At 44.2% G+C, this 25,772-nt stretch carries 25 protein-coding genes; 4 read left to right on the forward strand and 21 right to left on the reverse strand.

Annotated elements, in window-relative coordinates:
- Positions 1-25: 25 nt before the first annotated feature.
- The 7 genes from DW025_RS09435 to DW025_RS09465 form a co-directional block, all read right to left on the reverse strand.
- Positions 26-769: a hypothetical protein gene (locus DW025_RS09435; protein ID WP_117549013.1), complete on the reverse strand. Its 744-nt coding sequence runs from the start codon at positions 767-769 to the stop codon at positions 26-28.
- Between the two features lie 46 nt (positions 770-815).
- Entirely contained in the window at positions 816-1,304 is a 489-nt protein-coding gene (coaD, locus tag DW025_RS09440; protein ID WP_117549014.1) for a pantetheine-phosphate adenylyltransferase, read from the reverse strand.
- Positions 1,297-1,863: a 16S rRNA (guanine(966)-N(2))-methyltransferase RsmD gene (gene rsmD, locus DW025_RS09445; protein ID WP_117874244.1), complete on the reverse strand. Its 567-nt coding sequence runs from the start codon at positions 1,861-1,863 to the stop codon at positions 1,297-1,299. Before rsmD ends, coaD begins: the two co-directional genes overlap by 8 nt.
- Positions 1,864-1,967: 104 nt before the next feature.
- Complete coding sequence (locus tag DW025_RS09450) at positions 1,968-3,560, reverse strand: cellulase family glycosylhydrolase (protein WP_119999663.1); 1,593 nt, start codon at positions 3,558-3,560, stop codon at positions 1,968-1,970.
- Between the two features lie 21 nt (positions 3,561-3,581).
- Positions 3,582-5,618 (reverse strand): ATP-dependent DNA helicase RecG, encoded by a 2,037-nt coding sequence (recG, locus tag DW025_RS09455; protein WP_118757784.1) that lies wholly within the window; start codon positions 5,616-5,618, stop codon positions 3,582-3,584.
- A gap of 42 nt (positions 5,619-5,660) precedes the next feature.
- Positions 5,661-7,352, reverse strand: a complete 1,692-nt coding sequence (locus DW025_RS09460; protein ID WP_055144575.1) for a DAK2 domain-containing protein — start codon at positions 7,350-7,352, stop codon at positions 5,661-5,663.
- A gap of 18 nt (positions 7,353-7,370) precedes the next feature.
- Entirely contained in the window at positions 7,371-7,730 is a 360-nt protein-coding gene (locus DW025_RS09465) for an Asp23/Gls24 family envelope stress response protein (protein ID WP_015534873.1), read from the reverse strand.
- Positions 7,731-7,954: 224 nt separating this feature from the next.
- Between DW025_RS09465 and rpmB the strand changes: the two genes are divergently transcribed.
- Entirely contained in the window at positions 7,955-8,140 is a 186-nt protein-coding gene (rpmB, locus tag DW025_RS09470; protein ID WP_015534872.1) for a 50S ribosomal protein L28, read from the forward strand.
- A gap of 320 nt (positions 8,141-8,460) precedes the next feature.
- Here rpmB and DW025_RS09475 read toward each other — a convergent pair whose 3' ends face one another.
- The 6 genes from DW025_RS09475 to DW025_RS09500 all read right to left on the reverse strand — a co-directional run bounded on the left by DW025_RS09475 (position 8,461) and on the right by DW025_RS09500 (position 12,985).
- Positions 8,461-8,877, reverse strand: coding sequence for a GerW family sporulation protein (locus tag DW025_RS09475; RefSeq protein ID WP_117549019.1), 417 nt, complete (start codon positions 8,875-8,877; stop codon positions 8,461-8,463).
- A gap of 1 nt (position 8,878) precedes the next feature.
- Complete coding sequence (locus tag DW025_RS09480; protein ID WP_119999665.1) at positions 8,879-9,775, reverse strand: DUF2953 domain-containing protein; 897 nt, start codon at positions 9,773-9,775, stop codon at positions 8,879-8,881.
- A gap of 32 nt (positions 9,776-9,807) precedes the next feature.
- Entirely contained in the window at positions 9,808-10,131 is a 324-nt protein-coding gene (locus DW025_RS09485; RefSeq protein WP_015534869.1) for a hypothetical protein, read from the reverse strand.
- 24 nt (positions 10,132-10,155) lie between these two features.
- Positions 10,156-11,583: a hypothetical protein gene (locus DW025_RS09490; protein ID WP_119999667.1), complete on the reverse strand. Its 1,428-nt coding sequence runs from the start codon at positions 11,581-11,583 to the stop codon at positions 10,156-10,158.
- A gap of 47 nt (positions 11,584-11,630) precedes the next feature.
- On the reverse strand, positions 11,631-12,476 hold the full coding sequence (locus tag DW025_RS09495; protein ID WP_165854776.1) for a hypothetical protein: 846 nt from the start codon (positions 12,474-12,476) through the stop codon (positions 11,631-11,633).
- A 173-nt stretch (positions 12,477-12,649) separates the two neighbouring features.
- Complete coding sequence (locus tag DW025_RS09500; protein ID WP_117549022.1) at positions 12,650-12,985, reverse strand: LysM peptidoglycan-binding domain-containing protein; 336 nt, start codon at positions 12,983-12,985, stop codon at positions 12,650-12,652.
- 214 nt (positions 12,986-13,199) lie between these two features.
- On the opposite strand from DW025_RS09500, the gene DW025_RS09505 reads away from it, so the two are divergent.
- Positions 13,200-17,420, forward strand: a complete 4,221-nt coding sequence (locus tag DW025_RS09505; protein ID WP_119999669.1) for a 2-hydroxyacyl-CoA dehydratase — start codon at positions 13,200-13,202, stop codon at positions 17,418-17,420.
- Between the two features lie 212 nt (positions 17,421-17,632).
- Here the strand turns inward: DW025_RS09505 and DW025_RS09510 are convergent, their stop codons facing one another.
- The 3 genes from DW025_RS09510 to DW025_RS09520 all read right to left on the reverse strand — a co-directional run bounded on the left by DW025_RS09510 (position 17,633) and on the right by DW025_RS09520 (position 19,649).
- On the reverse strand, positions 17,633-17,845 hold the full coding sequence (locus DW025_RS09510; RefSeq protein ID WP_119999670.1) for a hypothetical protein: 213 nt from the start codon (positions 17,843-17,845) through the stop codon (positions 17,633-17,635).
- A gap of 143 nt (positions 17,846-17,988) precedes the next feature.
- Entirely contained in the window at positions 17,989-18,663 is a 675-nt protein-coding gene (locus DW025_RS09515) for a hypothetical protein (RefSeq protein ID WP_117874250.1), read from the reverse strand.
- A gap of 35 nt (positions 18,664-18,698) precedes the next feature.
- Positions 18,699-19,649: a DUF1848 domain-containing protein gene (locus DW025_RS09520; protein ID WP_119999672.1), complete on the reverse strand. Its 951-nt coding sequence runs from the start codon at positions 19,647-19,649 to the stop codon at positions 18,699-18,701.
- A gap of 276 nt (positions 19,650-19,925) precedes the next feature.
- On the opposite strand from DW025_RS09520, the gene DW025_RS09525 reads away from it, so the two are divergent.
- Positions 19,926-20,399 (forward strand): RNA polymerase sigma factor, encoded by a 474-nt coding sequence (locus DW025_RS09525; RefSeq protein ID WP_117874252.1) that lies wholly within the window; start codon positions 19,926-19,928, stop codon positions 20,397-20,399.
- A 3-nt stretch (positions 20,400-20,402) separates the two neighbouring features.
- On the forward strand, positions 20,403-21,128 hold the full coding sequence (locus tag DW025_RS09530) for a hypothetical protein (protein WP_243104957.1): 726 nt from the start codon (positions 20,403-20,405) through the stop codon (positions 21,126-21,128).
- A 249-nt stretch (positions 21,129-21,377) separates the two neighbouring features.
- Here the strand turns inward: DW025_RS09530 and hisF are convergent, their stop codons facing one another.
- From hisF to DW025_RS09555, 5 genes are all read right to left on the reverse strand, one after another.
- Positions 21,378-22,139, reverse strand: coding sequence for an imidazole glycerol phosphate synthase subunit HisF (gene hisF, locus DW025_RS09535; RefSeq protein WP_119999674.1), 762 nt, complete (start codon positions 22,137-22,139; stop codon positions 21,378-21,380).
- Positions 22,140-22,142: 3 nt separating this feature from the next.
- Positions 22,143-22,754, reverse strand: a complete 612-nt coding sequence (gene hisH / locus DW025_RS09540) for an imidazole glycerol phosphate synthase subunit HisH (protein WP_119999676.1) — start codon at positions 22,752-22,754, stop codon at positions 22,143-22,145.
- Positions 22,755-22,823: 69 nt separating this feature from the next.
- Entirely contained in the window at positions 22,824-23,087 is a 264-nt protein-coding gene (locus DW025_RS09545; protein ID WP_117874254.1) for a Txe/YoeB family addiction module toxin, read from the reverse strand.
- Positions 23,080-23,346 (reverse strand): type II toxin-antitoxin system Phd/YefM family antitoxin, encoded by a 267-nt coding sequence (locus tag DW025_RS09550; RefSeq protein ID WP_117549034.1) that lies wholly within the window; start codon positions 23,344-23,346, stop codon positions 23,080-23,082. Before DW025_RS09550 ends, DW025_RS09545 begins: the two co-directional genes overlap by 8 nt.
- Before the next feature lie 130 nt (positions 23,347-23,476).
- Positions 23,477-25,753 (reverse strand): DNA gyrase/topoisomerase IV subunit A, encoded by a 2,277-nt coding sequence (locus DW025_RS09555; RefSeq protein WP_117549035.1) that lies wholly within the window; start codon positions 25,751-25,753, stop codon positions 23,477-23,479.
- Positions 25,754-25,772 lie beyond the last annotated feature (19 nt).

Below are 25,772 nucleotides of genomic sequence, written 5' to 3' on the forward strand. Positions count from 1 at the left end.
ATACATCCTGTATCATCTGGCGTGATTACTCGTCGAGGAACTCCTCATCATCCTCATCCTCGTCGTCATATTCATCATCATCCTCGTCATCATAATCCTCATCGTCAGAGTCGTCTGATGAATACTCTGTCTTGCCGTATACATTGTAATCTGTGTTGTCATCATCAGCAAATGCTGAATCGTCAGCACTTGGCTGTACCTGCTCAGGAACGCCATTGATCTGAGCTATGCTTGAATCAAGCTCTGCCATATTGTCAGCAACTCTTGCCGCATTGTCCTCAAGAGACTTAATGAGATTCTCATAGTTTGCTCTCTCTGCCTGAAGTGTTGCATTTATATACTGGCTGATCTCTGTGAGCTTGTCCTTTGAATAGTACATAGAACCTGCTCTGACTTCCCTGGCATCTGCATTCGCCTCAGCGATGATCTGTTCAGCCTGACTTCTCGCCATGTCTGTTATCTCATTCGCTCTGATGTTGGCAAGCTCAACTATCTGGCTCTGATCAACCAGTCTGTTTGCCTCTGCAACAGACTCTGTGATGATAGAATCAGCTCTCGCTCTTGCATCTGCAAGTATAGCCTCCTTGTTTCTCATGATCTTCTTACATCTCTCTATCTCATTAGGCAGCTTGAGCTTGAGTTCGCCCACCATCTGCTCCAGATCTTCCTTTGGTACAATAATCTTACTGGATGACAATGGCTGATACTTACAATTGTCAATAAATATCTCTATCTCACTGATCATCTCTTCAATACCTTTTCTTGCCATGTTTTTCTCCTCCTAATAATCTATCCAAAAATTCTTCCTTCGTCTGTCAGTCTCTGTCTGTCGAATATCGGTCTCTCAATGTATCCCTGATCTCCTCCGGGATAAAATCATGTACATCCACACCAAAGCTCGCATATTCCTTGACCACGCTTGAGCTAAGGTACGAATACTCAATACTGGTTGCAAGAAAAACCGTGTCAATATCCGGGGCAACTTTCCTGTTGCTCTGGGCAATCTGTAATTCATACTCAAAATCCGACACAGCCCGAAGGCCTCTCACTATGACCTTCACGTCGTTCTGTCTTGCAAAATCCACCAGCAGTCCTCCAAAACCCATAACTTTCACGTTCGGGATATCTGAGACTACATTCTTTAACATATTAACACGTTCTTCCAAAGAAAACAATGGAGATTTTGCGGTATTATTGAGCACCCCGACTATAAGCTCATCAAACATTTCCGCAGATCTCTTAATTATATCCAGGTGGCCAAGTGTCACCGGATCAAAACTTCCCGGATAAATAGCTCTACTCATCTTCCAGTCTCCTATATATAAATGTATGTTTATTGGTCTTATATTTCTTCGTCTTATAAAGCTCCAGTCCCAGATCATCAAGATAATCAAAATCCGTGTCAAGATCCGACTCCACAATGACCATTGTGTCATCATCCATCAGAGGTGAACCTGCAAGCCTTTCAAGCACAGCCTTTTCCAAAAGCTTTCCATATGGAGGATCCATAAATATTACATCGAATGCCTTCCCCTGTCTCCCCAGCATCCCCACTGCCTGAACAGCATCCGCTGACAATACCTGCGCCCTGTCGGCAAGCTTTGTAAACGCAAGGTTTTTATTGATACACTCTACTGCCTTTCTGCTGTTCTCAACAAATACTGCCATGTCTGCCCCACGGCTGAGCGCCTCTATTCCAATAGCTCCACTTCCGCTGAACACATCAAGGAACCGACATCCCGGAATATCATTTGAGAGCATATTAAACAAGGTTTCTTTTATCCTGTCCGTTGTCGGTCTGGTATCCATCGAATCAACCGTCACCAACTTCAGACTTCTTGCACTACCGGCAATAACCCTCATATTAATCTCCTATCTATATGTACTGTTTATTGTAAACGTTCTCCGCCAGACATTCTTATACCATGCCTTCTGCGAAATTACAAGAAGAGCTTCCAATCTTCACTCTATTTTCCCATTATTCTGTCTCTCACGTATTTTCCGGTATCCGACAGATCTCCATCGGAAAAGCTGCCCGTGGCTGTTGAATCAGACTTTATAAGTGCCGATGTCTCATTCTTGTTACACAGACTCCATGATGAATAGCTGAGATTATTCTCGTTTATAAGCTCGAACCACTCGTCAGATGAATCGTAATCAATACCTCCATTGCCCGATGCATCGCACAGGCTGAACTCACTCACAAATACAGGAAGTCCGTTGTCCAGAGCCGTCTTAACCTTATTTCTCAGGTCATCCTTGTGGGTAGCCGCATAAAAATGCACTGCGTACATGATGTTGTCATAACCGGTTATCGGATCCTGTGACGCAATATCGACATCCTGGCTCCAGTTTGGAGTTCCCACGATTATCAGAGCATCTTTGTCGTTTGCCCTGATGACCGGTATTATAGTCTCGGCATACGACTTGACACTGCTCCACTGGGTTCCACCATTCGGCTCGTTGCAGATCTCATATATGACATTCTCCTGTGCCGCATATTTCTTAGATACCTTGTCAAAGAATTCTTTTGCATCATCTATATGATTATTCGGATCACTGTCGCTTAGTATGTGCCAGTCAACTATGACATACATGCCAAGCTCAGTCGCTGCACTAACTCCTTTGTCGACAAGAGCAAGTATCTCGTCCTTATCTCCGCCACTGCAGTATCCGTAGCTGTCTCCTGTATCCGTATACATCGCAAGTCTTATAAGATTTGCACCCCAGTCATCCCGCAGAGTCTCAAAGGCTTCCTTATTCACATAATCAGGGAACCATGTGATTCCATGGGTGCTGACACCCTTAAGCTGATATTTGTCTCCATTCATGTCCACTATATCCGTTCCTTTTACCGAAAGTTTTCCATGTGTTTCAAATGGGATCTCTCCCGGAACATTTGTATTGTTTTTCTTCTCAGTGGCAGCGGATTCTGTATTTTTCCCGCCTCCGCTTGTTTCATTGCTGTCGGTCTTCTCAGGCGCTGAAGCTACCATCTTAAGACCATCTCCGCTGTACTGTGTGTCATTTACATACAGCACGTATTTCTCAACGTCGAGGTCATCTGAAGAGAAATTATATCCGAGGTTGATACTGCCCTTAGCCGGTATCTCCTGGGTGTAATCCACGGCCTTTATTGACACTGTTTTGCCTGATATCTTGTACTCTCCGCCCCATATCTGATCTACAGCCGGAGTTCCCTTATATGTAATCTCAAGCTTCCAATCCTTTGCAGACGCAGATGTGTTGTTATATATGTTGATGCTCTCTGTAGCACACTTTTTGCCATCTGCCTCCCACGTTGTATCATGTCCTATCTCAGCATAGAAATCGCCTGCAATATCCAAGGATTGGTCATCCTGTTTTTCTGACGACTCAGTTGTATCGCCCGTATTGTCAGCACTTTTCACTTCTTCTGTGCCTGCAGAAGTCTCCTGCAGCGTTTCTTTCTTAACGGAATCACCTTTCTTTCCCGAAGCGATCACATATCCCATAACCGCTATAATTATCAGCAAAATGCCAATAATTATTCCCATAACTATCGTTTTCTTATTTTTCATGGTATACCCCCTTTTTTTTATTTATAATACAGGCATAGTGTACAGCCTGTCATCCCCTTTGTTTATCAGTTTCGCATCTATCTCCTGTCCATAGCGGTCGTATACGTCCTGCGCCGCCCTAAGCATGTCAGCATGATTGTATATATCCCCAACCTTGAACATCAGCTCCCCGCTCTGTCTTATTCCAAAGAAATCGCCCGGGCCCCTCATCTTGAGATCCTCACCGGCTATATAGAAGCCGTCATTTGACTTCTCCAGAACATTCAGTCTCTCCATAGTATCCTTATCCTTTTTTCCGCTCATGAAAATACAGTACGACTGGAGATTTCCTCTTCCTACACGTCCCCTGAGCTGATGGAGCTGCGCAAGGCCAAAACGCTCTGCATTCTCCACCATCATAACTGTGGCATTTGGATTGTTTATTCCAACCTCTATGACCGTAGTTGAGACAAGAATGCTTATCTTACCATCCGCAAAGTCCTGGAGTATCCTGTTCTTTTCCTCCGCCTTCATCTTACCGTGCAAACATACCACCGAAGTGTCAGCGCCATATCCATCCCTGATGGACTTCTTCAGCTCCTCCGTATACTCAGTCACATTTGCAACATCGTCCAGAACTTCGCTGGCCTCCACCATCGGGCAGACTATATATATCTGATGCCCCTGTGAGACCTCCTTCATGATAAAGCCGAGAGCCGTCTTCCTGTAGCTCTCATCCACAACGCAGTTCTTGATCGGGATTCTTCCCGCCGGGAGCTCATCTATAACTGAAATGTCAAGATCGCCATACATGATGATCGCAAGGGTTCTCGGAATAGGTGTGGCACTCATAACAAGCGTGTGCGGAGCTTCTCCCTTTGACGCAAGTCTCTCGCGCTGCTTTACACCGAATCTGTGCTGCTCATCAGTTACAACAAGCGCCAGTCTTCCATACTCCACCTTGTCCTGTATGAGGGCATGTGTTCCGACCACAACCTGCACATCCATATTCTTGATACGGCTGTACATCTCTCTTTTCTCTTTCGCTGTCATGGAACCCGTCAGGAGTCCCACAGATATTCCGTATGGCTCAAACAGCGAACTGAGCTCCTTGTAATGTTGAACCGCCAGAACCTCAGTCGGTGCCATGATCACTCCCTGATAGCCACTTGCAGCCACTGCGTATAATCCGGCTGCTGCAACTATGGTTTTTCCTGATCCGACATCCCCCTGAACCAGCCTGTTCATGACATGTTCAGAGCGCATATCGTCAAGCATATCACGCACCGCATTCATCTGCGCCCCGGTAAGCCTGAACCTCAAGTTCTCAATAAACGTCCTGACCTCCTCATCACAGTTTATTATACATGTATTTTCTGCATACACATTGTCGTCTTTTATCCTGTGAAGGTTTGATATAAAGCTGTAAAATTCATCAAATGCCATCCTCTTCACAGCCCCCTTGAGCTTCTGCTCATCCTGAGGAAAATGAATCGAGTGGATAGCCTTTTGTATACCCATAATATGGTACTCATCAAGCACATTGTCATGCAGGTAATCCTCAAGCCTGTCTATGGCTTCCTCTGCGCCTCTCACAGCCTTCTGTATGGTCTTTGAGGTTATACCGGGCGTTACCGTGTACACCGGCTGCCAAACATGCGTAAGTTCGCCGTATTTATCATCAGTGTAGTATTCCGGCTGCGTCATGGTCATCATACCGCCCTTATAAGCCACATTTCCTACAAACACAAACTCCTGACCTATATGAAAGAAATTACGCAAAAAAGGACAATTAAACCAGGTAAGTTTAATTGTCCCAGAGAAATCCTTTGCGTACAATATTACTATGGTCAGTCCATGTACTTTTCTGACCTCCGCACGGCTGTTCACAACAGCCCTCACGGACTGCCTGCTTCCCGCCTGCAGATCTGATATATCCACCGGATCCTCATAGGTGACATATGTCCTGGGGTAATTGAGAAGCAGATCGTTCACCGTCTCTATCCCAAGCCGGGCAAATGCCGACGCAGTCTTGTCACCTATGCCTTTTATTGTCTTTATGGAGTCATTCAATTCCATACATACACCTCTTCACAACGGATCTCACAGATACACAGAAAGTTATTCCACAGATACTATATAATAGTATATCGGCTGTCCGCCATAGTAGCACTGCACATCAACGTCCGGATATGCCTCCTCCACTCTGCCAGCAAGCTTCTGCGCATCCTCCTCAGACACATCAGCACCATTATATATGCTTATAACCTCTGAATCCTCATCGACCGCATCTGCGATCAGTTCAAATGTTACATTCTCTATATCATTTCCAACACTGACAAGCCCCTTATCGCCGATACCCATGATATCGCCCTCCTTGATGGCCTTTCCATCGATCGAGGTATCTCTTACGGAATAAGTTACCTGTCCGCTTTTGACATTCTTGACAGCCGACTTCATGGCAGATCTGTTCTCGTCCACATCGACTGTACTGTCGAATGCGATCATGGCGCTTATGCCCTGAGGAGCATTCGCGGTTGGAATCACAATTATATTCTTATCTTCACACAGAGTTGCAGCCTGATTAGCCGCAAGAACAACATTCTTATTGTTCGGGAGTATAAATATATTCTCGGCATTCACATCATCGATCGCATTGAGCATATCCTCAGTGCTTGGATTCATGGTCTGTCCGCCTTCTATAACACGGTCTGCTCCAAGCTCTTCAAAAAGAGTCTTGAGACCATCACCCATGGATACCGTAATAAATCCATACTTCTTACGAGGCTCCTTATGCTCCTGCTTTCTGTGCTGTCTCTCTTCCTCCTGCTTCTCGGCCTCATCGCGCTCTGCCTGACCGATAACACGCTCATGATGCTCTATCCTCATGTTGTCTATCTTCATATTAGTAAGGTATCCAAGTGTAAGACCCTTTTCAAATGCCTGACCAGGATGGTTGGTATGCACATGTATCTTAACTATATCATCAAGAGATACACATACTATCGAGTCACCTATAGACTCGAGGAAGCTCTTCAGATCATCCTCCTCAGCCTCGCCATATGGCTTCTCAAGATTGATAATAAACTCTGTACAATATCCAAACTTTATATCCGCTGTGGATATGGAATCGTTGCCTGCGCCTGTGGATGTTCTTGCCACATTCACTGTTCCTGTGTTCTTGCTGAGTTCAACTGTAACTCTGCCCATGAGACAGTCGACAGCACCCTTGAGCACCACCATGAGTCCCTGTCCACCTGAATCGACCACGCCGGCTTCCTTCAGAACCGGAAGCATCTCAGGAGTGGAATCAAGAACGGCATCTCCATATTCAATAACCTCGTCACAAAACTGTGCAAGGGACATATCTGCATCAGCACACTCCCTTGCCTTGGACGCCACGCCCTTGGCAACTGTGAGAATCGTTCCCTCCTTAGGCTTCATGACAGCCTTATATGCAGTCTCCACAGCCTTCTGAAAAGCGTCTGCTATAACGTGAACATCTATGGTCCTTGCGTCCTGCACTTTCTTGCTGAAGCCTCTCAAAAGCTGTGACAAAATTACACCTGAGTTACCTCTGGCGCCTCTGAGCGAACCTGTGGACATGGCCTTTGCTATGGACTTCATATCATCAGGTGCCGCCTCAACCTCCTTCACTGCAGACAGGATTGTCAGCGTCATATTGGTTCCTGTATCTCCGTCAGGCACAGGGAACACATTAAGTTCATTGATATATTCCTTGTTCTTATCAAGGTTATTGGCACCGGCAATAAATGCTTTCTTCAGTGCAAGCGCATCAATCGTATTACTCACTTTACTCTATCCTCCAAACTAATCAAGTACTTTAACATCTTCAACATAGACATTGATATGGCTGACCTTAAACGACGTAAAATCCTCTACCTTGTACTTTACCGACTGCATAAGATTGTCTGTGACAGCCTTTATACTAACGCCATAAGCAACAACTATGTGCAGCTCAATGACTATATCACCATTCTCATCAAAACGTACATTTACGCCCTTAGAAACATTGTCTCTGCGGAGCTGCTTTACAATTCCGTCCTTGACACTGACTATTCCCATTCCTACTATTCCAAAACAGTCAAGGGCTGTAAGTCCTGCAACCTGTGCAACAACACTCTCATCTATACTTACTTTACCGTTATCGCTATTAATATATTCCTTCATACACGACTCCTTTCTAACAAAGTCACCAGTGTTCATCATATCTACCGACTTATAAACACAATTACTCATCAATTATAGCATAAATCTAATTTTATTCTATAGTATTTCTTCATTTCCAATAAAAAATAAATATTTTGCTTGCATATGGAAAAATAATCTGCTATTATATGTCTTGTTGTGAACTTAGGAAGAAAGTTAGTTTATTCATTGAAGGAGGTGCTATTATGGCAAAATGTTCAATTTGTGATAAAGGTGCTCATTTCGGTATCAAAGTGAGCCACTCTCATAGAAGAGCAAACAAGATGTGGAAGTCAAATGTTAAGTCTGTTAAGGCTGTAGTTGATGGTACACCAAAGAAGATCTATGTTTGTACATCTTGCTTAAGATCTGGTAAGGTCGAGCGTGCATAATATTTGCATAATATCACCGATTCAGTTCTGGTATAAATAAGAGTGATGATCCTCAAGGATCATCACTCTTATTTTTTTATCTGCAGGAGAATATATAAGATAACAGCAATAATATAACGATTATGAGAAATTCCACAAATCCACTTATGAAATATCCTATAACCACTCCCACCGCTGTGAAGAAAAACGCAAATCCTGTGAATTTTTTCCAGATAAAAAATCACCACCATAATGATTTATTATCATTATATGTGGTGACTTTTTAATAATGCATTTCCCAACGCACTGAATCTTACTTATATTATATATTCTGATATTTATTATTCTGTGACAGATTCCTCTGACTGTGCGACATCATTTATCGCCTTGTCAACATTCTTCTCTTCCTCTGTCTTGTCCTTCTTGAACAGACCCACGACCTTATCTACGACCTCTGGGGCCATGTCTATGATCTTTGTTACGGCATCCTGGTTCTTGAGATTTACAAGTCTCGTATTTCCTCCTGAGACGACAAGAACAGCAGACGGGCTCATCTTTGCTCCGATTCCTCCGGCAGCTTTGTTGCCGTCCTGCTTATTGAACGCTCCGGCAGCCATACCAAAATTGACATCTACAAGAGGAATAATGATCGTGTCACCGACATACACAGGCTCTCCCACCACCGATTTCGATGATATAAAGCCATCCATTCCCTTAAACATAGAACCAAGTGTTCCCTCAATATTCATATTTGCCATATCAATTTCCTCCTGATATCTTTTTAAATCGAGCAATAGTTATCTTGACATTCTTGTTCCAGATCACCTTCAGCGCGCTCCAGCCGATTGTTCCAAGTATTATCCTGCCCTTCATGAACAGGTCTCCCTCCAGCCGGGCTTCAGAGAAATCCGGTGTTATATCTATATTATCATAGTATAGCGGGAAAAGCAGGCTCATATACCCCAGGCGCTCACCTGTTGTTGCCGGGTCATCCGCACCATATATGATCTGCCCCTTAAGCTTTGTGGGCTTAAGATGCTTTAACACCTTTATCAGTTCAACCTTGAAAACTCTCATGGCTTCCTTTGTTCTGACATTGTGTACAAGCTTAGTATAGCCATCTTTTTTCTTTTTCAGACTGGCAAACTTCTCTGACAGATCTTTGAACTTCGATACAACCGTCTTTGCCATACTGTCTATCCTTCTGCCCAGCCTGATGAGCGGCCCCGGTACGGGCTCCTCAAATTCGCTGTCTTCAAGAAGAAACTGCCTGTCCTCCGGCTCCACCGATGGATAGTCTTCATATCCCGGACTGTCAGAAGCCTCTTCCTCTGTCTCAGCCCGACTGTATTCCCCGGGTTCAGAATATACCTCTTCTTCCGGCTCTGGTATGGCACTTTTTTCGCTGCCCATGATGGTTCCGCCAAACAGCCTCAGCCTGTACCGAAGGCCGTCCGAATCATACAAAACCTTAAAACACAGGACAAAACCAAGCCATCTGGCAGAGAACTTCGCAAATATGTCATCATCCTTCTTCACATACGCCCTATATCTCACCGGCGCAAACAATACGAGAAGTGCAAGAAGCACTACCAGTCCCACCAGCGACAGGATAACTATGAGCAGTATCTTCAATATCAACCAAACAATATGCATGCTCCATCCCCTTAGACCCAGAGACTATCTGGTCACGATGCAAAAAATCTCTCCACATCAACATCCCCGGTCTTCTTATATATATCATCTATTATATCCCTGACAAGCAGTACAGCCTGGAATCTGCTTGGAGCTGCACCGACAATATGTATAGCATCGCCCATGTCAGTGTAGATCTTCTGCCTGAGTTCATTCAACTCATATATCTCCAGAATCCCATCTCCAAACAACGGAAGTGTGATAACGAACACTCCAGGCACATATTTTACTCTGTGGAAGCGCCTTATTCCTCTGACCATCCTTATGATCTGCCGGTCCCGGGCTCCACCAACATAAAACTTATCATCAATGACCATATTCAATCACCTGTAATAAACAGTTTATTCTTCCATCATCTGCTTTATAACAATATAGTCCGCAAGAAGTTCACTCTTTTCCCTGCATCTCGAAAGAGATCCGTTTACATATTCCCTTATCTCATCAGTGGTGTTGAAGAAAACAGGTATGTTGGAGAGTATCTTTGCCATGATGGCTCTGTTGACTGTCATTGAGTTGGCAGCAAACAGATCTGCAAACTCATTTGTCAGTTTCTCCTTACATGCAGCTATATAATCAGTATCCACATTGAGTACGCCCATCACAGCTATATTGTCTATATCCACAAACATACTTCCCGAGAGAAGCTTATCCATGATCTCCAGATCTCTGTATGTATCCTGAAGCTCATTTGCGGCAATATCATCGGTGTAACCGGTTGAGATGTCGTACACAGCGGACTCAAGCATTACCTTATGCTCTCCTGCCTGCTCCTGTTCTCCGACGATATCGTCAAGGAGTGCATATACATCCTCAAGATGCTCTCCGTCGTCAGCGACAGCCTTCTCTATGACAGTCATCGCTTTCTTACAGCTCTCAGATACGCCTTCCTTTGAATCCAGCGCAAGCATCATAACATAGAGATCGTTTACAAGCTCTATGATGAGCATATATTCAGTCACAACCGAATTCAGGAATGCTGCACTTCTGTCCAGCACATCAGTGAGCTTTCTGTAACCATCGTAATCAAGAGCAGTGTAATCACCGGCCTTTAAGACCTCAAGCGCCTCATATAGTTCAGGGTACTCTGTCTCAAATCCCTCTGGAAGTCTTATGAGAGCAGTATTCTCGATCATCTCAATAAACTGGTCAAGAGACTCCTTCTCCACTCCATTATATATATCAAGCGTTTCTCCCAGAATGTCATAGAATCTGTTCTTTGTCATACGTATCGGGAGCTGTCCTATGATGGACTGCAGTTTGGAGTTGATGGCAACCTTGTCCTGATCTGCGAACACAAATCTGTATATCTCTTCTGCAAAGTCACTGACGCCCGCCTCATCGAGCTCCTTAAGCTCCTTCTGTATCTCCTCGTCAACATTCTCCGAATAACTGTATTCTTTCCTGTTTAAAATATACTCATACATCTCAAATGCATCCGTGTATGATGTGAGCACCTTCATCTTGGCTGTTATGGTGTTCCTGACATCCGATATAAGCTTCATGTCAGCATCCTCGCACACCGTCTTATCTCCCACAACAAAGTCGCCTATCAGCTTGTCGATCACAGCCTGGCACTGAGCGATATATGGATCATCAGGGACATCCCCATCCATATGCATGTCCTTGAGTGTCAGGTAATTCAAGGTGAATTTGTGGCATGCATATTCATAATTTGCTTTCGATGCCACCCCTGCAAACAGTGCAAGATTCCTGTCCAGATCCTTCTTTCTCTGTATATCGGTTATAAGCTTCTTCTCTTCATTATACATAATAAACTTCCTCTTTTATCTTCTTTATAAATCTTTGATCATATATCCTAGTTGTGTGTATGAGTAAACAGATGATCCTGACAATACTCCTTGTTACCTGTACACTTTGAGCAGTACCTGAACTGCAGATCAGGATAATCTTTGTCCGTTCTTCCACACACAACGCATCTGTGTCCGATATTCCCCTGTTTTGCTGTCCGCACCTGCCTGTTATAATTCCGCCGCCTCTTCATCTGCTTTGGCGAAAACTTTCTGAAGTTCTTCGTGCTCAGATAGAATATCACAAAGCTCACAAGTGACATGGCTATGTTCACTCTTCCCATAAATGTCTCATTGATGAAGTAATACGCTATAATGACGATATACAGTATCGAGAGATACTTCATCTTGATCGGTATGATCATGGCGTATAACACGCTCATGTCAGGATAGCATACCGCTATAGCAAGGAATATGGACATCAATATATAATATGTCGATGCATATGCGAAATAACCTGTCGAGCTCACGTAATCATACCTTATGATATAGGTACAGAATATGTGTGCAAGCATTATACCGATCATGGTAAACAGCATGGAGCTGAACATGTACAGATTATAAAGGAATGTTCCGATAGTACGTTCCAGCAGAGATCCCAGACTGTAGTAAAATATCAGCATGATTATCGTGAATATATCGACACCGAATACCGGTGGTGTGATTATCCATGTGAAAAGTCTCCACACCTGTCCATGCATTACCGCCGCCGGATCAAGTGTCAACATGAACAGTATCTTTGGCTGGAACATGAACAACAGATATCCTATACCGTAGCCTATGATGAGGTATAATGTGAGGTTTCGAATGGAGTATCTGCCAAACTTCTTCTCGATCTTACTTATTATATTCATAGAAAAACTCCTGTCATACTTTTTTAAACTACACCTTTTGAATTATATAATATAAAAAATGAGTTTACAACAGTAGAATAATTAAGTTTTTCTAACCTGGCGGATAACAGCAAAATAGCTGCCAGCTATAAACCGGCAGCCAGGACAGATATCATACAGCCATGTGCATCCATCTACTTCTGAAAGTCCACATACTTTATCTCCATGTCCGCGGCAATGGCCATCTTGTAGAGATCCGGATTGAATTTGAACAGATCATCCGGAGATACTCCGGTATTCTTAAGGACATCCTCAAATGTATCTCCATCCTGCACTGTATATATAAGAAAATCTTCCTCCATGATCACGGGAATACACACTTCATCCCCCGGCTGCATATTGTATACGTTGATGTACGGGTTTGCTGATATGATGTCGCTGAGCTTTACCTTGTATATCCTGGACAGCTTATACAGTGTGTCCCCTCTCTTCACTACATGGATAACTCCGTTACAGGTATCAAAATTCATAGCTTACCCCTGAAAGGCTTTTTTATAATATATTCACCTCCGATGATATAGTTACCTGCAAAAAACTTTTATTTTTACATTTTCTGGTAATGGTTAAGTTTTTATAAAGTCATTGTATTTTTTTAAACCCTACACTATAATAAAGTAGCTTTATCGGCAGAAATGTCGAAATCAAACACATTCAACACACAAAAGAAATTGGAAGGGTTGTTTTATGTACACATTAGGAATTGATATTGGATCAACAACAGTTAAGGTTGCTGTCCTTGATAAGGCGGGCAAGATACTTTTCTCCGATTACAAAAGACATTTTGCAAATATCAAAGAAACACTTAAAGATCTTGTACAGGAAGCAAAGGATGCCCTCGGCGAGAACGAGGTCAATCCATGTATAACCGGTTCAGGTGGACTGGCTCTCGCCCAGCTCATCGGTGTGCCATTTACACAGGAGGTAGTCTGTGTATCAGAGGCACTGCAGGACTATGCACCACAGACCGACGTTGCCATAGAGCTCGGCGGTGAGGATGCCAAGATCATATATTTTACAAACGGAATAGAGCAGCGTATGAATGGTGTCTGTGCCGGAGGTACAGGCTCATTCATCGACCAGATGGCTACACTTCTGCAGACCGATGCATCAGGTCTTAACGACTATGCAAAGGATTACGATACCATCTACCCTATCGCTGCAAGATGTGGTGTATTTGCCAAGACAGATATACAGCCACTCATCAACGAGGGAGCTACAAAGCCAAACCTGGCCGCTTCCATATTCCAGGCCGTTGTCAACCAGACTATATCCGGTCTTGCATGTGGTAAACCTATCAAGGGCAATGTTGCATTCCTGGGCGGTCCTCTTCACTTCCTCCCGGAGCTGAAGAATGCATTTATCAGAACTCTTAACCTGACAGGTGATGCCATCATAGATCCGGGACACTCACATCTGTTTGCAGCCGTAGGTGCCGCCATGAACTCCAAGCCTGAGGTATCCATGACACTTTCAGAGCTTATACATGCACTCTCACAGGAGCTCAACCTCTCCTCAGGTGTAGAGAGACTTGCGCCACTCTTTGAGAGCGATGAAGATTACGAGAAATTCAAGGCAGATCACAACAAGTACGCCGTAAAGCGCGGTGATCTCGCAACATATAAAGGAAACTGTTTCATCGGTGTCGATGCCGGTTCAACCACCACAAAGGTTGCACTTGTCGGTTCTGACGGTGAACTGCTCTACGACTTCTACAGCAGCAACAACGGAAGTCCACTTAACACCACCATCAGAGCTATAAAGGATATATACAGCAAGCTTCCTGAGGGCGCAGTGATCGCAGGCTCATGTTCTACTGGTTACGGTGAGGCTCTTATCAAGCAGGCTCTCTCACTGGATTTCGGTGAGGTTGAGACTATCGCCCATTACACCGCTGCTGCATTCTTTGACCCGGAGGTTGACTGTATCCTCGATATCGGCGGTCAGGATATGAAGTGTATCAAGATCAAGAACGGTGTCGTAGATAACGTTATGCTGAACGAGGCATGTTCATCTGGATGTGGTTCATTCATAGAGACATTTGCAAAGTCACTCAACTATGATATTGCGGACTTTGCACATATAGCCATAACAGCAAAAACCCCTATAGACCTCGGTTCAAGATGTACTGTTTTCATGAACTCAAAGGTTAAGCAGGCCCAGAAGGAGGGAGCATCCGTGGCTGATATATCCGCCGGACTTGCCTACTCCGTCATCAAAAATGCCCTGCTCAAGGTTATAAAGCTCACAGATCCTAAGGATCTCGGCAAGAACATTGTGGTACAGGGTGGTACCTTCTACAACGATGCTGTCTTAAAGAGCTTTGAGGTCATATCAGGAAGAACAGCCATAAGACCTGACATCTCAGGTATCATGGGTGCTTTTGGTGCTGCCCTCATCGCTAGGAACAAGTACAAAGAGGGATTTGTCACGACTATGCTCCCTATCGAGGAGATAAGAAAGCTCACATATGAGAGCTCCATGACAAGATGTAAAGGATGTACAAACAACTGTCTCCTTACAATAAACAAATTCTCAAACGGCAAGAGGTTCATCACCGGAAACAGATGTGAGAAGGGTGTCGGTCTGAAGAAGAACGCAGACAACATTCCTAACCTCTTTGAATATAAGCTTGGAAGAATATTTGGCTATGAGTCACTTAAGCCTGAGGAGGCAAAGCGTGGCGTGATAGGTGTTCCTCGTGTACTCAACATGTACGAGAACTATCCTTTCTGGCACACATTCCTCACAAAGCTTGGATTCTCGGTCGTACTCTCACCGAAGTCATCAAGGGCTATATACAGCCTTGGTATCGAGTCCATACCTAGTGAGTCGGAGTGCTATCCTGCAAAGATCTCACACGGACACGTAATGTGGCTGCTGAAGAACGGAATCAAGTCCATCTTCTACCCATGCGTACCTTACGAGATGAACGAGACTCCGGAGGCAAACAACCACTACAACTGTCCTATCGTTGCTTCTTATGCTGAGAACATCAAGAACAACATGGAGGAGCTCAAGGCTGACGACATAACATTCATCAGACCATTTGTGGCCCTGGACAACGAGGAAGCTCTCGTAAAACGTATGTACCGTGAGATGTCCAAGTACTATGATGTGACAATGGACGAGATTGGAAGCGCCATACATGCGGCGTACGCAGAGGCAGAGAAGGTCAAGGAGGATGTGCGTGCTAAGGGCGAAGAAACTCTCAGATACATTGATGAACACGATATGCTCGGCATAGTTCTGGCTGGTCGTCCATATCATCTGGACCCTGAGATCAACCATGGTCTCCCAGAGCTCATCAACTCATACAAGATTGCTGTATTTACCGAGGATTCAGTCGCACACCTTGGCAAGGTCGAGAGACCTCTTATTGTCTCCGACCAGTGGATGTACCACTCAAGACTGTACAAGGCAGCCAACTACGTCAAGACCTGTGACAACTTAGAGCTCATACAGCTCAACTCATTCGGCTGTGGTCTGGACGCTGTAACAACTGACTGTGTCAACGATATACTTACCAAGTCAGGCAAGATATACACTGTCCTCAAGATCGATGAGGTCAGCAACTTAGGTGCAGCAAGGATCAGAATCAGATCCCTCATAAGCGCGGTCAACTCAAGACATGAACAGCACTACAAGACATGTCCGTCAAGCAGTGCCATCAACAGAATAGAATTTACCAAGGAGATGAAGAAGGACTATACAGTTCTTGCACCTCAGATGTCTCCTATCCATTTCGATCTTCTTGCACCTGCATTCAAGTGCATGGGAATCAACATTGAGATCCTGCCGGATGCAACCAAGGAGACGATAGATGTTGGTCTGAAATATGTAAACAACGACGCATGTTATCCATCTCTGATCGTTGTCGGACAGATGATGAGCGCCATCACTTCAGGAAAGTACGATGTGAACAAGCTGGCTGTCATCATGAGCCAGACAGGAGGCGGATGCCGTGCAACAAACTATGTAGGATTTATCAGACGTGCCCTCTCCAAGGCAGGCTACGGTCAGATACCTGTAATAGCACTGTCAGCCCAGGGCTTTGAGAAGAACTCAGGTTTCAAGATAAGCTACAAGGTCGTAAAGCGTGCAATGCAGGCTCTGATATACGGTGATATATTCATGAGATGTCTGTACAGGACAAGACCTTACGAGAAGGAAAAGGGTTCGGCAAATGCCCTCCACGAGAAATGGAAGAAGATTTGTCTGGAGAGCCTTACAAAGACCGGAAGCAACGCAGTATTCAAGAAGAATATACAGGGAATCGTCCACGACTTCGATACTCTTCCACTCCTTGATGTCAAGAAGCCTAGAGTCGGAATTGTTGGAGAGATACTTGTAAAGTTCCTGCCATCAGCCAACAACCACTTAGTTGACCTGCTGGAAGCAGAGGGAGCAGAGGCTGTTATGCCGGATCTCCTGGACTTCTTCATGTACTGCTTCTACAACAACAATTACAACTATGAGTTCCTTGGCAAGACCAAGAAAGGAGCCATAGTCAGCAACACTGTTATAAAGGTTCTGGAATCCTTCAGAAAACCTGCAAGGGATGCTCTTGAAAAGAGTGAGCGTTTTGAGGCCCCAGCTCATATTGAAAAACTTGCCGAGTATGCAAGGCCTATCGTATCCATTGGTAACCAGAATGGTGAGGGATGGTTCCTTACAGGCGAGATGATCGAGCTCATAAAGAGCGGTGCCCCTAACATCGTGTGCGCTCAACCATTTGCATGTCTGCCTAACCATATCGTAGGCAAGGGTGTTATCAAGCATCTGCGTGAAGCATATCCTGAGGCAAACATCGTGGCAGTCGACTATGATCCTGGTGCATCCGAGGTCAACCAGGTCAACAGAATCAAGCTCATGCTTGCCGCTGCAAATAAGAATATGAAGAAATAAATAATCTCATATTATAATTTATATAATGCTAAAATGGCACATCACATACAGAATAATATTCCGTATACGATGTGCCATTTCACGTTTTAATTCAAGTTATACCCAGAAGCTTTACGCTCTCCTCCTCCAGCTTATTCTCATCCCGCTGTGATCCTTTACACGAGCTTCCTGTAAATGGGGTTATTCAATCTCTTAGTTCATGAACAACTGATCTACAAGATCCAGGCTTTTATCCTTTTCCTGGGAACCAGATTCTCTATCTCAGGGTGATTATCGATACGTCCTGTGCCCACATCTCTCCTGATCTGTCTGAAACCCATGTCGTAGAATTTGGCAGATATATCAGAAACAGAAACCACTCCTTCATATCTAAAGCATTCCCTGACTGCCCTTGCAAATATATCCGGCTTCTCCCCAGCTATCATCAACATATCTCTAAGCTTATCATTTAATGGAGGTTTTTCATATGATTTCTTACAGACCATTTTATGAAACACTATACAAAAAGAAACACAATGCATAATCACATTGCAGTTCTCCCACTGATACTAGATTTATATATATTATTTTATGCTATGGTGTACTCCTTCCTGCTGCAATCCTTGAAAAGCTCGTCATCAAGCTTTCTCTGTATCTGTGAGCGGATAAAACGTACTCCCATCCGGTTTTCGGCTGCCTCCTTTGCAAGCCTGTGTTTTGTTTTTGCCGACAATTTCAGCCGCACCCCGTAATAGTCGGCAAGCTTGTCAACCGGGCTGATACCCTTGGTATTTAAGATGGCGTAGAAATCATCTTCTGTCATCTCACGCAGCTGCACTATAGTGGCTATACGTCCCGCGACCTCACTTCTGACATTTGCATACTGTACCAGGTCTTCCTGAGTGAATGTGCTTTTATAACCATCAAATGATTCGTCAGCGGGGGCAGATTCAAACCCTATAGGTCTGCTCTTGTTCACCGCCATATTCTTTGCTCTGACCATAGAATCAAATGATCCTAGAAATACAAAGCTTACATTTGATGTATCTATATCAAGGGTGGGTTCATTGCCCGATGGATTGCCATCGAAATGGACCAGGTCACCCTCAAGAACCTTCAGCAGTTCATTCTGGACTATGTAGCTGTAATGCCTGTCGTCTGCATCTTCGAACATCTTGTCAGCCTCATCGAGCGCCTCCTTGAGCTGTCTGTATTTCTTTTTTCTGAAATCAATGTTTTCCCATTCCTTTTCAGATATCCTCAATTATCTACGCCTCCTAATTATATTTATCCGTTCTGTTATTCCTGACCGTCAAATCTGAAGCTGAGCTGAGTCTGCTTCAGTGACTTCACTTTTCGTTCTGTGATCTTGTCGTACTCACAGACCGAACCGCAGAGAAGCGGTGACGCGGGATCATAACATTTGCAGTTGGCCTTCACCGCATCCGGCGAGTAATTCGCATAACAGTATTTGCATCCATTCAGACAGGTGTTGTATGAACCAATCTCCACGCTCTCCATGCAGCCGCACTCAGGGCGCTGGGACTTATCCTTTGCCACCTTTATGTCACAACCTATAATCTCCTCTATGAGCTTCTTGTCTATGCAGCAGTTGTGTTCAATTCCGCACTTCTCCAGATCCACCACCTCTGCACAAGTAGCCATCGACATTCCATGTGATCTTGCAATGTCCGCTATCGCCTTTGCAAATGCTTCCAGATCGTCGTGACTCATCTCATAGCTGTCCACAACCTGCATATTTTTCCTGTTCTTGGCATATATATCGACGAAGCTGATGACGCATTTCTCAGTGCAGCCATCTAACGCCTCCGCAATCTGTGTAAATGCCCTTATGTGGTAATCTGGCGTATATTTCTTCGTGAATACTATCGGGTCATATCTCCAGATGACCCGCTTTTTCCCTATCTTTCCGGCAAGCTCCTGAAATGCAGGAATGAGCTGTCCCTTTTTATCAGGCAGATTCGTCTCCATATCCTTGCCGTAACCTGTCAGAGTGAACTGGAAATAGTATTTGTAAGCATCCAGTTCCGAAAGCCTTGGAAGCATCGGTATGGGATTCTTTGTCCAGAACACAATGCAGTCAACCACCTCAGGTGAGAGGTCTATCCTGCTTATCTGATGCGCATTCATAGGATTCCTCACATACAGAAATCCTTCCTTTATTCTATTAAAAAACCATTCCGAGTAAAATGTCGGTATGTCCGTTCTTCTACTGGCACTGAGTATCATATTTAATTCCTCCGATCAACAGCTTTTCTGTCAACAAAATAAAGTATAATATAATTTCCCGTCTGTTATCAATATCATGTTTTTGTTGATTTTACACCTGATTATGTTTTGTCCCGTACAAATTACGAAGCAATTTTCAATATTGATTTTTGGATAGAAATTTTCGTATCCATGTGCTATTTTGATACTTTGATTTGTTTTATATATGAGAACTCAATTGAGAAGGAACAAGATTCCTAATTCTCTCATACATACAAACCACGGAGGTGATGACACTTGAAGCAGCAGCAACTGCTTGAACTATATGACAATTACTCGGACAATGCATTCCGTCTGGCCATGAGTTTTCTTGGCAATATAGTGGATTCCGAGGACATTGTCCAGAATGTATATACCAAGCTTATAGAAAAAAGTCCTCACATATCAAAGGGATGTGAGAAGTCCTATATTCTCACCATGACCGCAAATATGTGCAGAAACCATTTGAAATCAGCGGCAAACAGACTGAACAGCAGCTATGAAGAGCTGGCAAACGATGATCTCACAAGTGGCTTCAATATGGAGGAACAGTCAATGTTTGCAGCCATAAACAGGCTGCCCGATACATACAGCACGGCCCTGTATCTGCACTATTACGAGGGGTATTCATTCAAGGAGATCGCTAAGATGCTTCATTTGTCAGTCTCAGCAGTCTCCATGCGGATATCCCGCGGAAGGGATCAGCTAAAAGAATTTTTAAAGGAGGAATAGATCATGAATAATAAAGATATAAACGAATTATACAAAGCTACCATGGACAATGTGACCATGCCCCAGGATGACAAAGACGATCTCAGGGCAAAGCTTGCCGAACAGGCTCAAACCGGCAGATCTGGTCACAGACTCGCCCGCGTCGGCAAATATGCCGCCATCGCCGCTGCCGTGTGCGCAGTTCTTCTGTGCATCCCAGCGACAAGAACAACCGTCTCAGCAGCCATAGACTACATAAAGCAGACCTTCCACCTGGCAAATGGTACCGAAGTGACATACGAGGAAAACAGTGAGGGAAACTCCATACAGTTCACCATATCTACAGATGATGTCAACGGTTACACGAAAGTTGAAAACGGCCGTCTCTACCTTGTTCTCGGAGATACCAAGGAAGATATCACCGACAAATGCGGTCCTGACAAATATTTCCGTCATGAGATCAAGAATGCGGACGGCTCACACAGCGTCATTCTCATCGGAGGTACACCTGATAGCTGCGGCTGGTGCGAGCTCTTCTTCGACAAGAATGGAAAATATGTATTTAACAACATGAACGTTGAAGACTACAACGACCCATGGCTTAATGACGCCCTGCATGCCGAGGGTGTTGACACAGGCAATCCTTATCTGGATGACACAACAACTGAGGATTCTTCTGACAGCGTATATAGTGTAGGCCAGTCTGTAGATGACAACGCCTCAGGAAATGCTACTTATATTGAGCAGTAATAAGTTTAAATTGTCTAATCTAAGCTATTTCACTCTTCAGGGGAACTTTCCCCTGAAGAGTATTTTATTTAAATAAGGACACAAAATTATCGCCAATTTGACGTTAAAATAAAAAAAGATACAACTTATTTTGAAATTGTATCTTTTTTAAGATTTGAAACAAAAAGCCGATAATTATGTATCCTTTTTTATGAAAATCATGTTCCTAGAGAAAATCTTCCAAGCTAAATACACTAAAGGAATTTCTCTCTACAGTCTCATAGGAATTCCCTTGTCCTGAAGGTATCTCTTCAGATCTCCTATCTCAAGTTCTTTATAGTGGAACAGAGATGCCGCAAGAGCTGCATCAGCTCCGCCCTCTGTCAGGGCATCGTAGAAATGTTCCTTAGTTCCTGCGCCGCCGGAGGCTATCACTGGAATATTCACATTGTCTGCTATGGTTCTAGTGAGTTCTATGTCATATCCCGCCTTTGTACCATCGCAGTCCATGCTGGTAAGCAATATCTCTCCAGCTCCAAGCTCTGCGGCCTTCATGGCCCACTCAACTGCATCTATTCCACAGTCGATTCTGCCACCGTGCTTGTATATGTTCCAGCCTGAACCATCATCACGTCTCTTGGCATCTATTGCTAAGACTACGCACTGGCTGCCAAACTTGTCAGCGGCATCAGCTATAAGTGTCGGATTGTCTATGGCTGCCGAGTTTACAGAAATCTTATCTGCGCCCTCACGGAGTATTGCCTTAAAGTCATCGACAGTTCTTATTCCGCCGCCCACTGTGAACGGAATGAAGATAGTCTCTGCAACTCTTCTAACCATATCCACAACTATATTTCTCTGGTCTGATGAAGCTGTTATGTCAAGAAAAACAAGCTCATCAGCTCCCGCCTTGTCATACGCTGCACCGACTGCCACAGGATCCCCGGCATCTATAAGATTTACGAAATTTACGCCCTTTACAACTCGTCCGTTCTTCACATCAAGACAAGGTATTATTCTCTTTGTATGCATGTCCTACACCTCCAGCTCTATAAAATTCTTCAGTATCTTAAGTCCAACCTCTGAGCTCTTCTCAGGATGGAACTGACATGCAAATACATTGCCGTGCTCCACAGATGCATGAATCTGTGTTGAATAGAATGTGGACGCTGCCACATCCTCAGGATTATTTGCCTTCAGATAATATGAATGAACAAAATAAACATATGGATTCTCAGGAAGCCCCTTAAAAAGTCTTGCCTTTGGATTTATCTCAAGGTTGTTCCATCCAATCTGTGGTATCTTAAGTCCCGGTGCATCCGGTATGCGGAGTATCTCACCGTCAAGAATTCCAAGTCCTGTTGCCTCCGGCGACTCCTCGCTGGTCTTGAACAAAAGCTGAAGTCCAAGACATATTCCAAGAAACGGCTTGCCTGCATCCACAACATCATAGATGACATTCTCAAGGCCGTACTCCCTGATCTTTCCCATAGCGTCCCCAAAGCTTCCAACTCCAGGTAAGATAACCTTGTCACTCGCCATGATCACATCTCTGTCCCTTGTGATGACAGCCTCCTCGCCGAGATACTGGACTGCCTTCTCAACACTCTTTATGTTACCTGCGTCATAATCCAAAATTGAAATCATCTGTCTCTGTCCTTTCAAGTCTAACATCTTTTGATCTATATTATATCTCTTCCCACTGGCACACAACTTCTATCTGTCACTGTAGTGATATCTACAAGCAAGAATATATACGTTATCATCATCTATCTTGTATATTATTCTGTCTTTATCATTTATTCGTCTACTCCAGAAGCCAGTCAGATTTCCAGTTAATGGTTCGGGTTTCCCAATGCCTTCATTTCCATTTCTGCATATATCTTCTATCAGACTATTTATTTTCTTTAGTGTCTTTCTATCCTCCGTCTGCCAATAGACATAGTCTTTCCATCCATTATCAGTAAAGACTTTATTCATCGGCAGATACCTCCGTCAGATCATGAACAGCAAAATTTCCTTTCTCAAGCTGGGTCTTTGACTCCATAAGCCAGTCATAGTTTGCTTTGTTTCCCATCACATATACATTTTCCATCAGATTGTTATATGCCTCTTCTGAAAGCATAACAACATTTTTATTATCCTTACGGGTTACAATCATGGTTTCATAATCATCTGTAACTTTATCCATATACTTTTTCATATTGTCGCGTAAGTTTGTATAATTAACAGCTAACATAAGAACACCTCCTTAAATTCATGTACAGTTTTCTGTACTTATATTGTACTGTACATAAAACTGTACGTCAAGTACCTGTATTATCTTATGCCTATGTTATAATAGATATTCTGCTCTCGCATGTAATTCTTTAGAACCTCAGCTTGCTTCCCTTGCCGCCGCGCTTGCCCGGCTTAACTCTGGTAAAGATTATCTCGTTATCTCCAACCTTGAAGGTATCCTTTGTGCTTCCCACAAATACCGACTCAAGGACATCGTCACCCTCTAAGTTGATGAGCTTAACTCCCGCTGCGCCCTTGCCCTTCTCAGGAATCTCCGCTGCGTCAACTCTTATGTAATAGCCCTTCTCTGACTGTGCGATTATGAAGTCGCCCTCGGAGATTTTGCCGATATATATGATATCATCACCGACTTTTGAAGCATTTGCAGCACGCCTTGTGGTGTCAAATGCGGAGCCGTCAACAACCTTGGCAAGACCCTGCTTACTGACGAACAGCAGCTTGTCAGTCACAAAATGCTCTATGCAGTCCATGAACAGGATATTCTCGTCACCATTCATGTTGCAGAACTCGAACACCTGGATTCCCTTGTCGGCAAGACGTCCTATGAGGCTTCCGCCACCCTTCTTGCTGGTGTTCTTCTTCGCCTGAAGCTTAATGATGTCTGCAACCTTGATCGTATACACCTGATTATTGTCAGCAAATACCGCTATTCTGTCAAGATTCTGACACTTAACAGCAAATCTGTAATCCTTCGTGATCTGGTCGATGTTCTTCTCGTATACATTTGCATCTACAACTTTGATGTAATAGAATCTGTCGAGAAGTACAGCCACATCTGTAGCCACGACCTCAGCCTTCTTCACAACAACAGTTCCATAGTTATGGATCTGAGTCCTTCTAGGTATGGCATACTTTGCCTTGATCTCAAGCATGTCATCTATCATCTGCTGCTTCATAGCATCCCTGGACTCCATGAGTCTTGTATACTTCTTGATAAGCTTCTCAGCGTCTGCCAGCTCTTTCTTTAAGGCATTGATCTCCAGACCAATGAGCTTCTGAAGTCTCATGGCAAGTATCGCATCAGCCTGCTTCTCTGTGAAACACAGGAACTTCGCATCCGCCTCTGAGCCCTTGAATCTGAACTTGATATTAGATGTATCGCCGTGCATGAGACACGCCTTTGCATCTGCAACCTTTGTACTTCCGCGGAGTATCTCTATGATCAGGTCTATGCAGTCAACCGCTGTGAGAAGTCCCATCTTGATCTCCCTGATCTCCTCCTGCTGTGCCAGAAGCTTTCTATACTTCGTGTCATACAGACCGTACTTGAAATCTGTGTATACCTTCAGTATCTTCTTGAGTCCCATGACCTCCGGTTTGCCGTTGTTGATGCAGTTGATATTCACGCCAAATGTATCCTCAAGGGCTGCCTTCTTATATAATATATTGATGATGTTCTGTATCTCCTCGTCAGAAGTTCCCTTCTTCACATCTATACACAGGCATTCACCGTTCTTGTCTCCTCTGTCCGCGATATCCACGACCGCTGGAAGCTCTCTGTTTCTGACAAGCTCTGCGACAGTATCAAGGAACTTGGCAGTGCCTCCGATCATTGTATATGGAAGCTCTGTGACACAGATACTCTTTCTTCCGTATCCGATATCCCTGACCTCTACCTTACCGCGCACCTTGATCTTGCCAAGTCCTGTGGCATACACATTATACAACTCCTCAGGTGTTGCATTGATGATTCCACCTGTGGCAAAATCCGGTCCCGGCATGAGCGCAAGCAGATCCTCAAGCTGTATCTCAGGATCATTCAGATATGCAACTGTGGCATCTATGACCTCACCGAGATTGTGTGTAGGAATATTTGTCGCCATACCTACTGCTATACCGGTTGAACCGCTCACCAGGATATTTGGCACCTGGAAAGGCAGGAAAGTCGGCTCTGTCTCCGTTCCGTCAAAGTTAGGTATGAACTGATCCTTGAAGAACGGAAGATCCTTCATGCACACATCCTCTGTGTACTTAGATATACGCGCCTCTGTGTATCGCATGGCAGCCGCTCCGGAACCGTCCACCGCACCAAAGTTGCCGTGTGGGTCAACAAGTGGTATCGGCAATTTCCAGTTCTGCGCCATATTTACAAGTCCTTCATATATGGAACTATCTCCGTGTGGGTGATATTTACCCATTGTATCTCCGACTATTCTCGCACACTTTCTGTGTGGCTTGTCGGAGCCTGCAAGGCCATCCAGCGAGTAAAGTATTCTTCTCTGAACCGGCTTTAATCCATCCCTTACATCCGGGAGAGCTCTCTCTGTTATAACCGACATGGAATAGTCCACATAGGACTGCCCCATCTCGCTCTCATAATCTACATTTAATATCTTTTCCGACATGATCTATCCCTTTCATCAT

The sequence above is a fragment of the Coprococcus sp. AF38-1 genome (assembly GCF_003603945.1).
GTDB classification, from domain to species: domain Bacteria; phylum Bacillota; class Clostridia; order Lachnospirales; family Lachnospiraceae; genus Coprococcus; species Coprococcus aceti.

Bases quoted from the DNA above. Each gene is read 5' to 3' on its own strand.
- DW025_RS09435 (WP_117549013.1), bottom strand. From the start codon at position 769: ATGGCAAGAAAAGGTATTGAAGAGATGATCAGTGAGATAGAGATATTT.
- coaD (WP_117549014.1), bottom strand. From the start codon at position 1,304: ATGAGTAGAGCTATTTATCCGGGAAGTTTTGATCCGGTGACACTTGGC.
- rsmD (WP_117874244.1), bottom strand. From the start codon at position 1,863: ATGAGGGTTATTGCCGGTAGTGCAAGAAGTCTGAAGTTGGTGACGGTT.
- DW025_RS09450 (WP_119999663.1), bottom strand. From the start codon at position 3,560: ATGAAAAATAAGAAAACGATAGTTATGGGAATAATTATTGGCATTTTG.
- recG (WP_118757784.1), bottom strand. From the start codon at position 5,618: ATGGAATTGAATGACTCCATAAAGACAATAAAAGGCATAGGTGACAAG.
- DW025_RS09465 (WP_015534873.1), bottom strand. From the start codon at position 7,730: ATGAAGGAATATATTAATAGCGATAACGGTAAAGTAAGTATAGATGAG.
- rpmB (WP_015534872.1), top strand. From the start codon at position 7,955: ATGGCAAAATGTTCAATTTGTGATAAAGGTGCTCATTTCGGTATCAAA.
- DW025_RS09475 (WP_117549019.1), bottom strand. From the start codon at position 8,877: ATGGCAAATATGAATATTGAGGGAACACTTGGTTCTATGTTTAAGGGA.
- DW025_RS09480 (WP_119999665.1), bottom strand. From the start codon at position 9,775: ATGCATATTGTTTGGTTGATATTGAAGATACTGCTCATAGTTATCCTG.
- DW025_RS09485 (WP_015534869.1), bottom strand. From the start codon at position 10,131: ATGGTCATTGATGATAAGTTTTATGTTGGTGGAGCCCGGGACCGGCAG.
- DW025_RS09490 (WP_119999667.1), bottom strand. From the start codon at position 11,583: ATGTATAATGAAGAGAAGAAGCTTATAACCGATATACAGAGAAAGAAG.
- DW025_RS09495 (WP_165854776.1), bottom strand. From the start codon at position 12,476: ATGAATATAATAAGTAAGATCGAGAAGAAGTTTGGCAGATACTCCATT.
- DW025_RS09500 (WP_117549022.1), bottom strand. From the start codon at position 12,985: ATGAATTTTGATACCTGTAACGGAGTTATCCATGTAGTGAAGAGAGGG.
- DW025_RS09505 (WP_119999669.1), top strand. From the start codon at position 13,200: ATGTACACATTAGGAATTGATATTGGATCAACAACAGTTAAGGTTGCT.
- DW025_RS09510 (WP_119999670.1), bottom strand. From the start codon at position 17,845: ATGATAGCTGGGGAGAAGCCGGATATATTTGCAAGGGCAGTCAGGGAA.
- DW025_RS09520 (WP_119999672.1), bottom strand. From the start codon at position 19,649: ATGATACTCAGTGCCAGTAGAAGAACGGACATACCGACATTTTACTCG.
- DW025_RS09530 (WP_243104957.1), top strand. From the start codon at position 20,403: ATGAATAATAAAGATATAAACGAATTATACAAAGCTACCATGGACAAT.
- hisF (WP_119999674.1), bottom strand. From the start codon at position 22,139: ATGCATACAAAGAGAATAATACCTTGTCTTGATGTGAAGAACGGACGA.
- hisH (WP_119999676.1), bottom strand. From the start codon at position 22,754: ATGATTTCAATTTTGGATTATGACGCAGGTAACATAAAGAGTGTTGAG.
- DW025_RS09545 (WP_117874254.1), bottom strand. From the start codon at position 23,087: ATGAATAAAGTCTTTACTGATAATGGATGGAAAGACTATGTCTATTGG.
- DW025_RS09550 (WP_117549034.1), bottom strand. From the start codon at position 23,346: ATGTTAGCTGTTAATTATACAAACTTACGCGACAATATGAAAAAGTAT.
- DW025_RS09555 (WP_117549035.1), bottom strand. From the start codon at position 25,753: ATGTCGGAAAAGATATTAAATGTAGATTATGAGAGCGAGATGGGGCAG.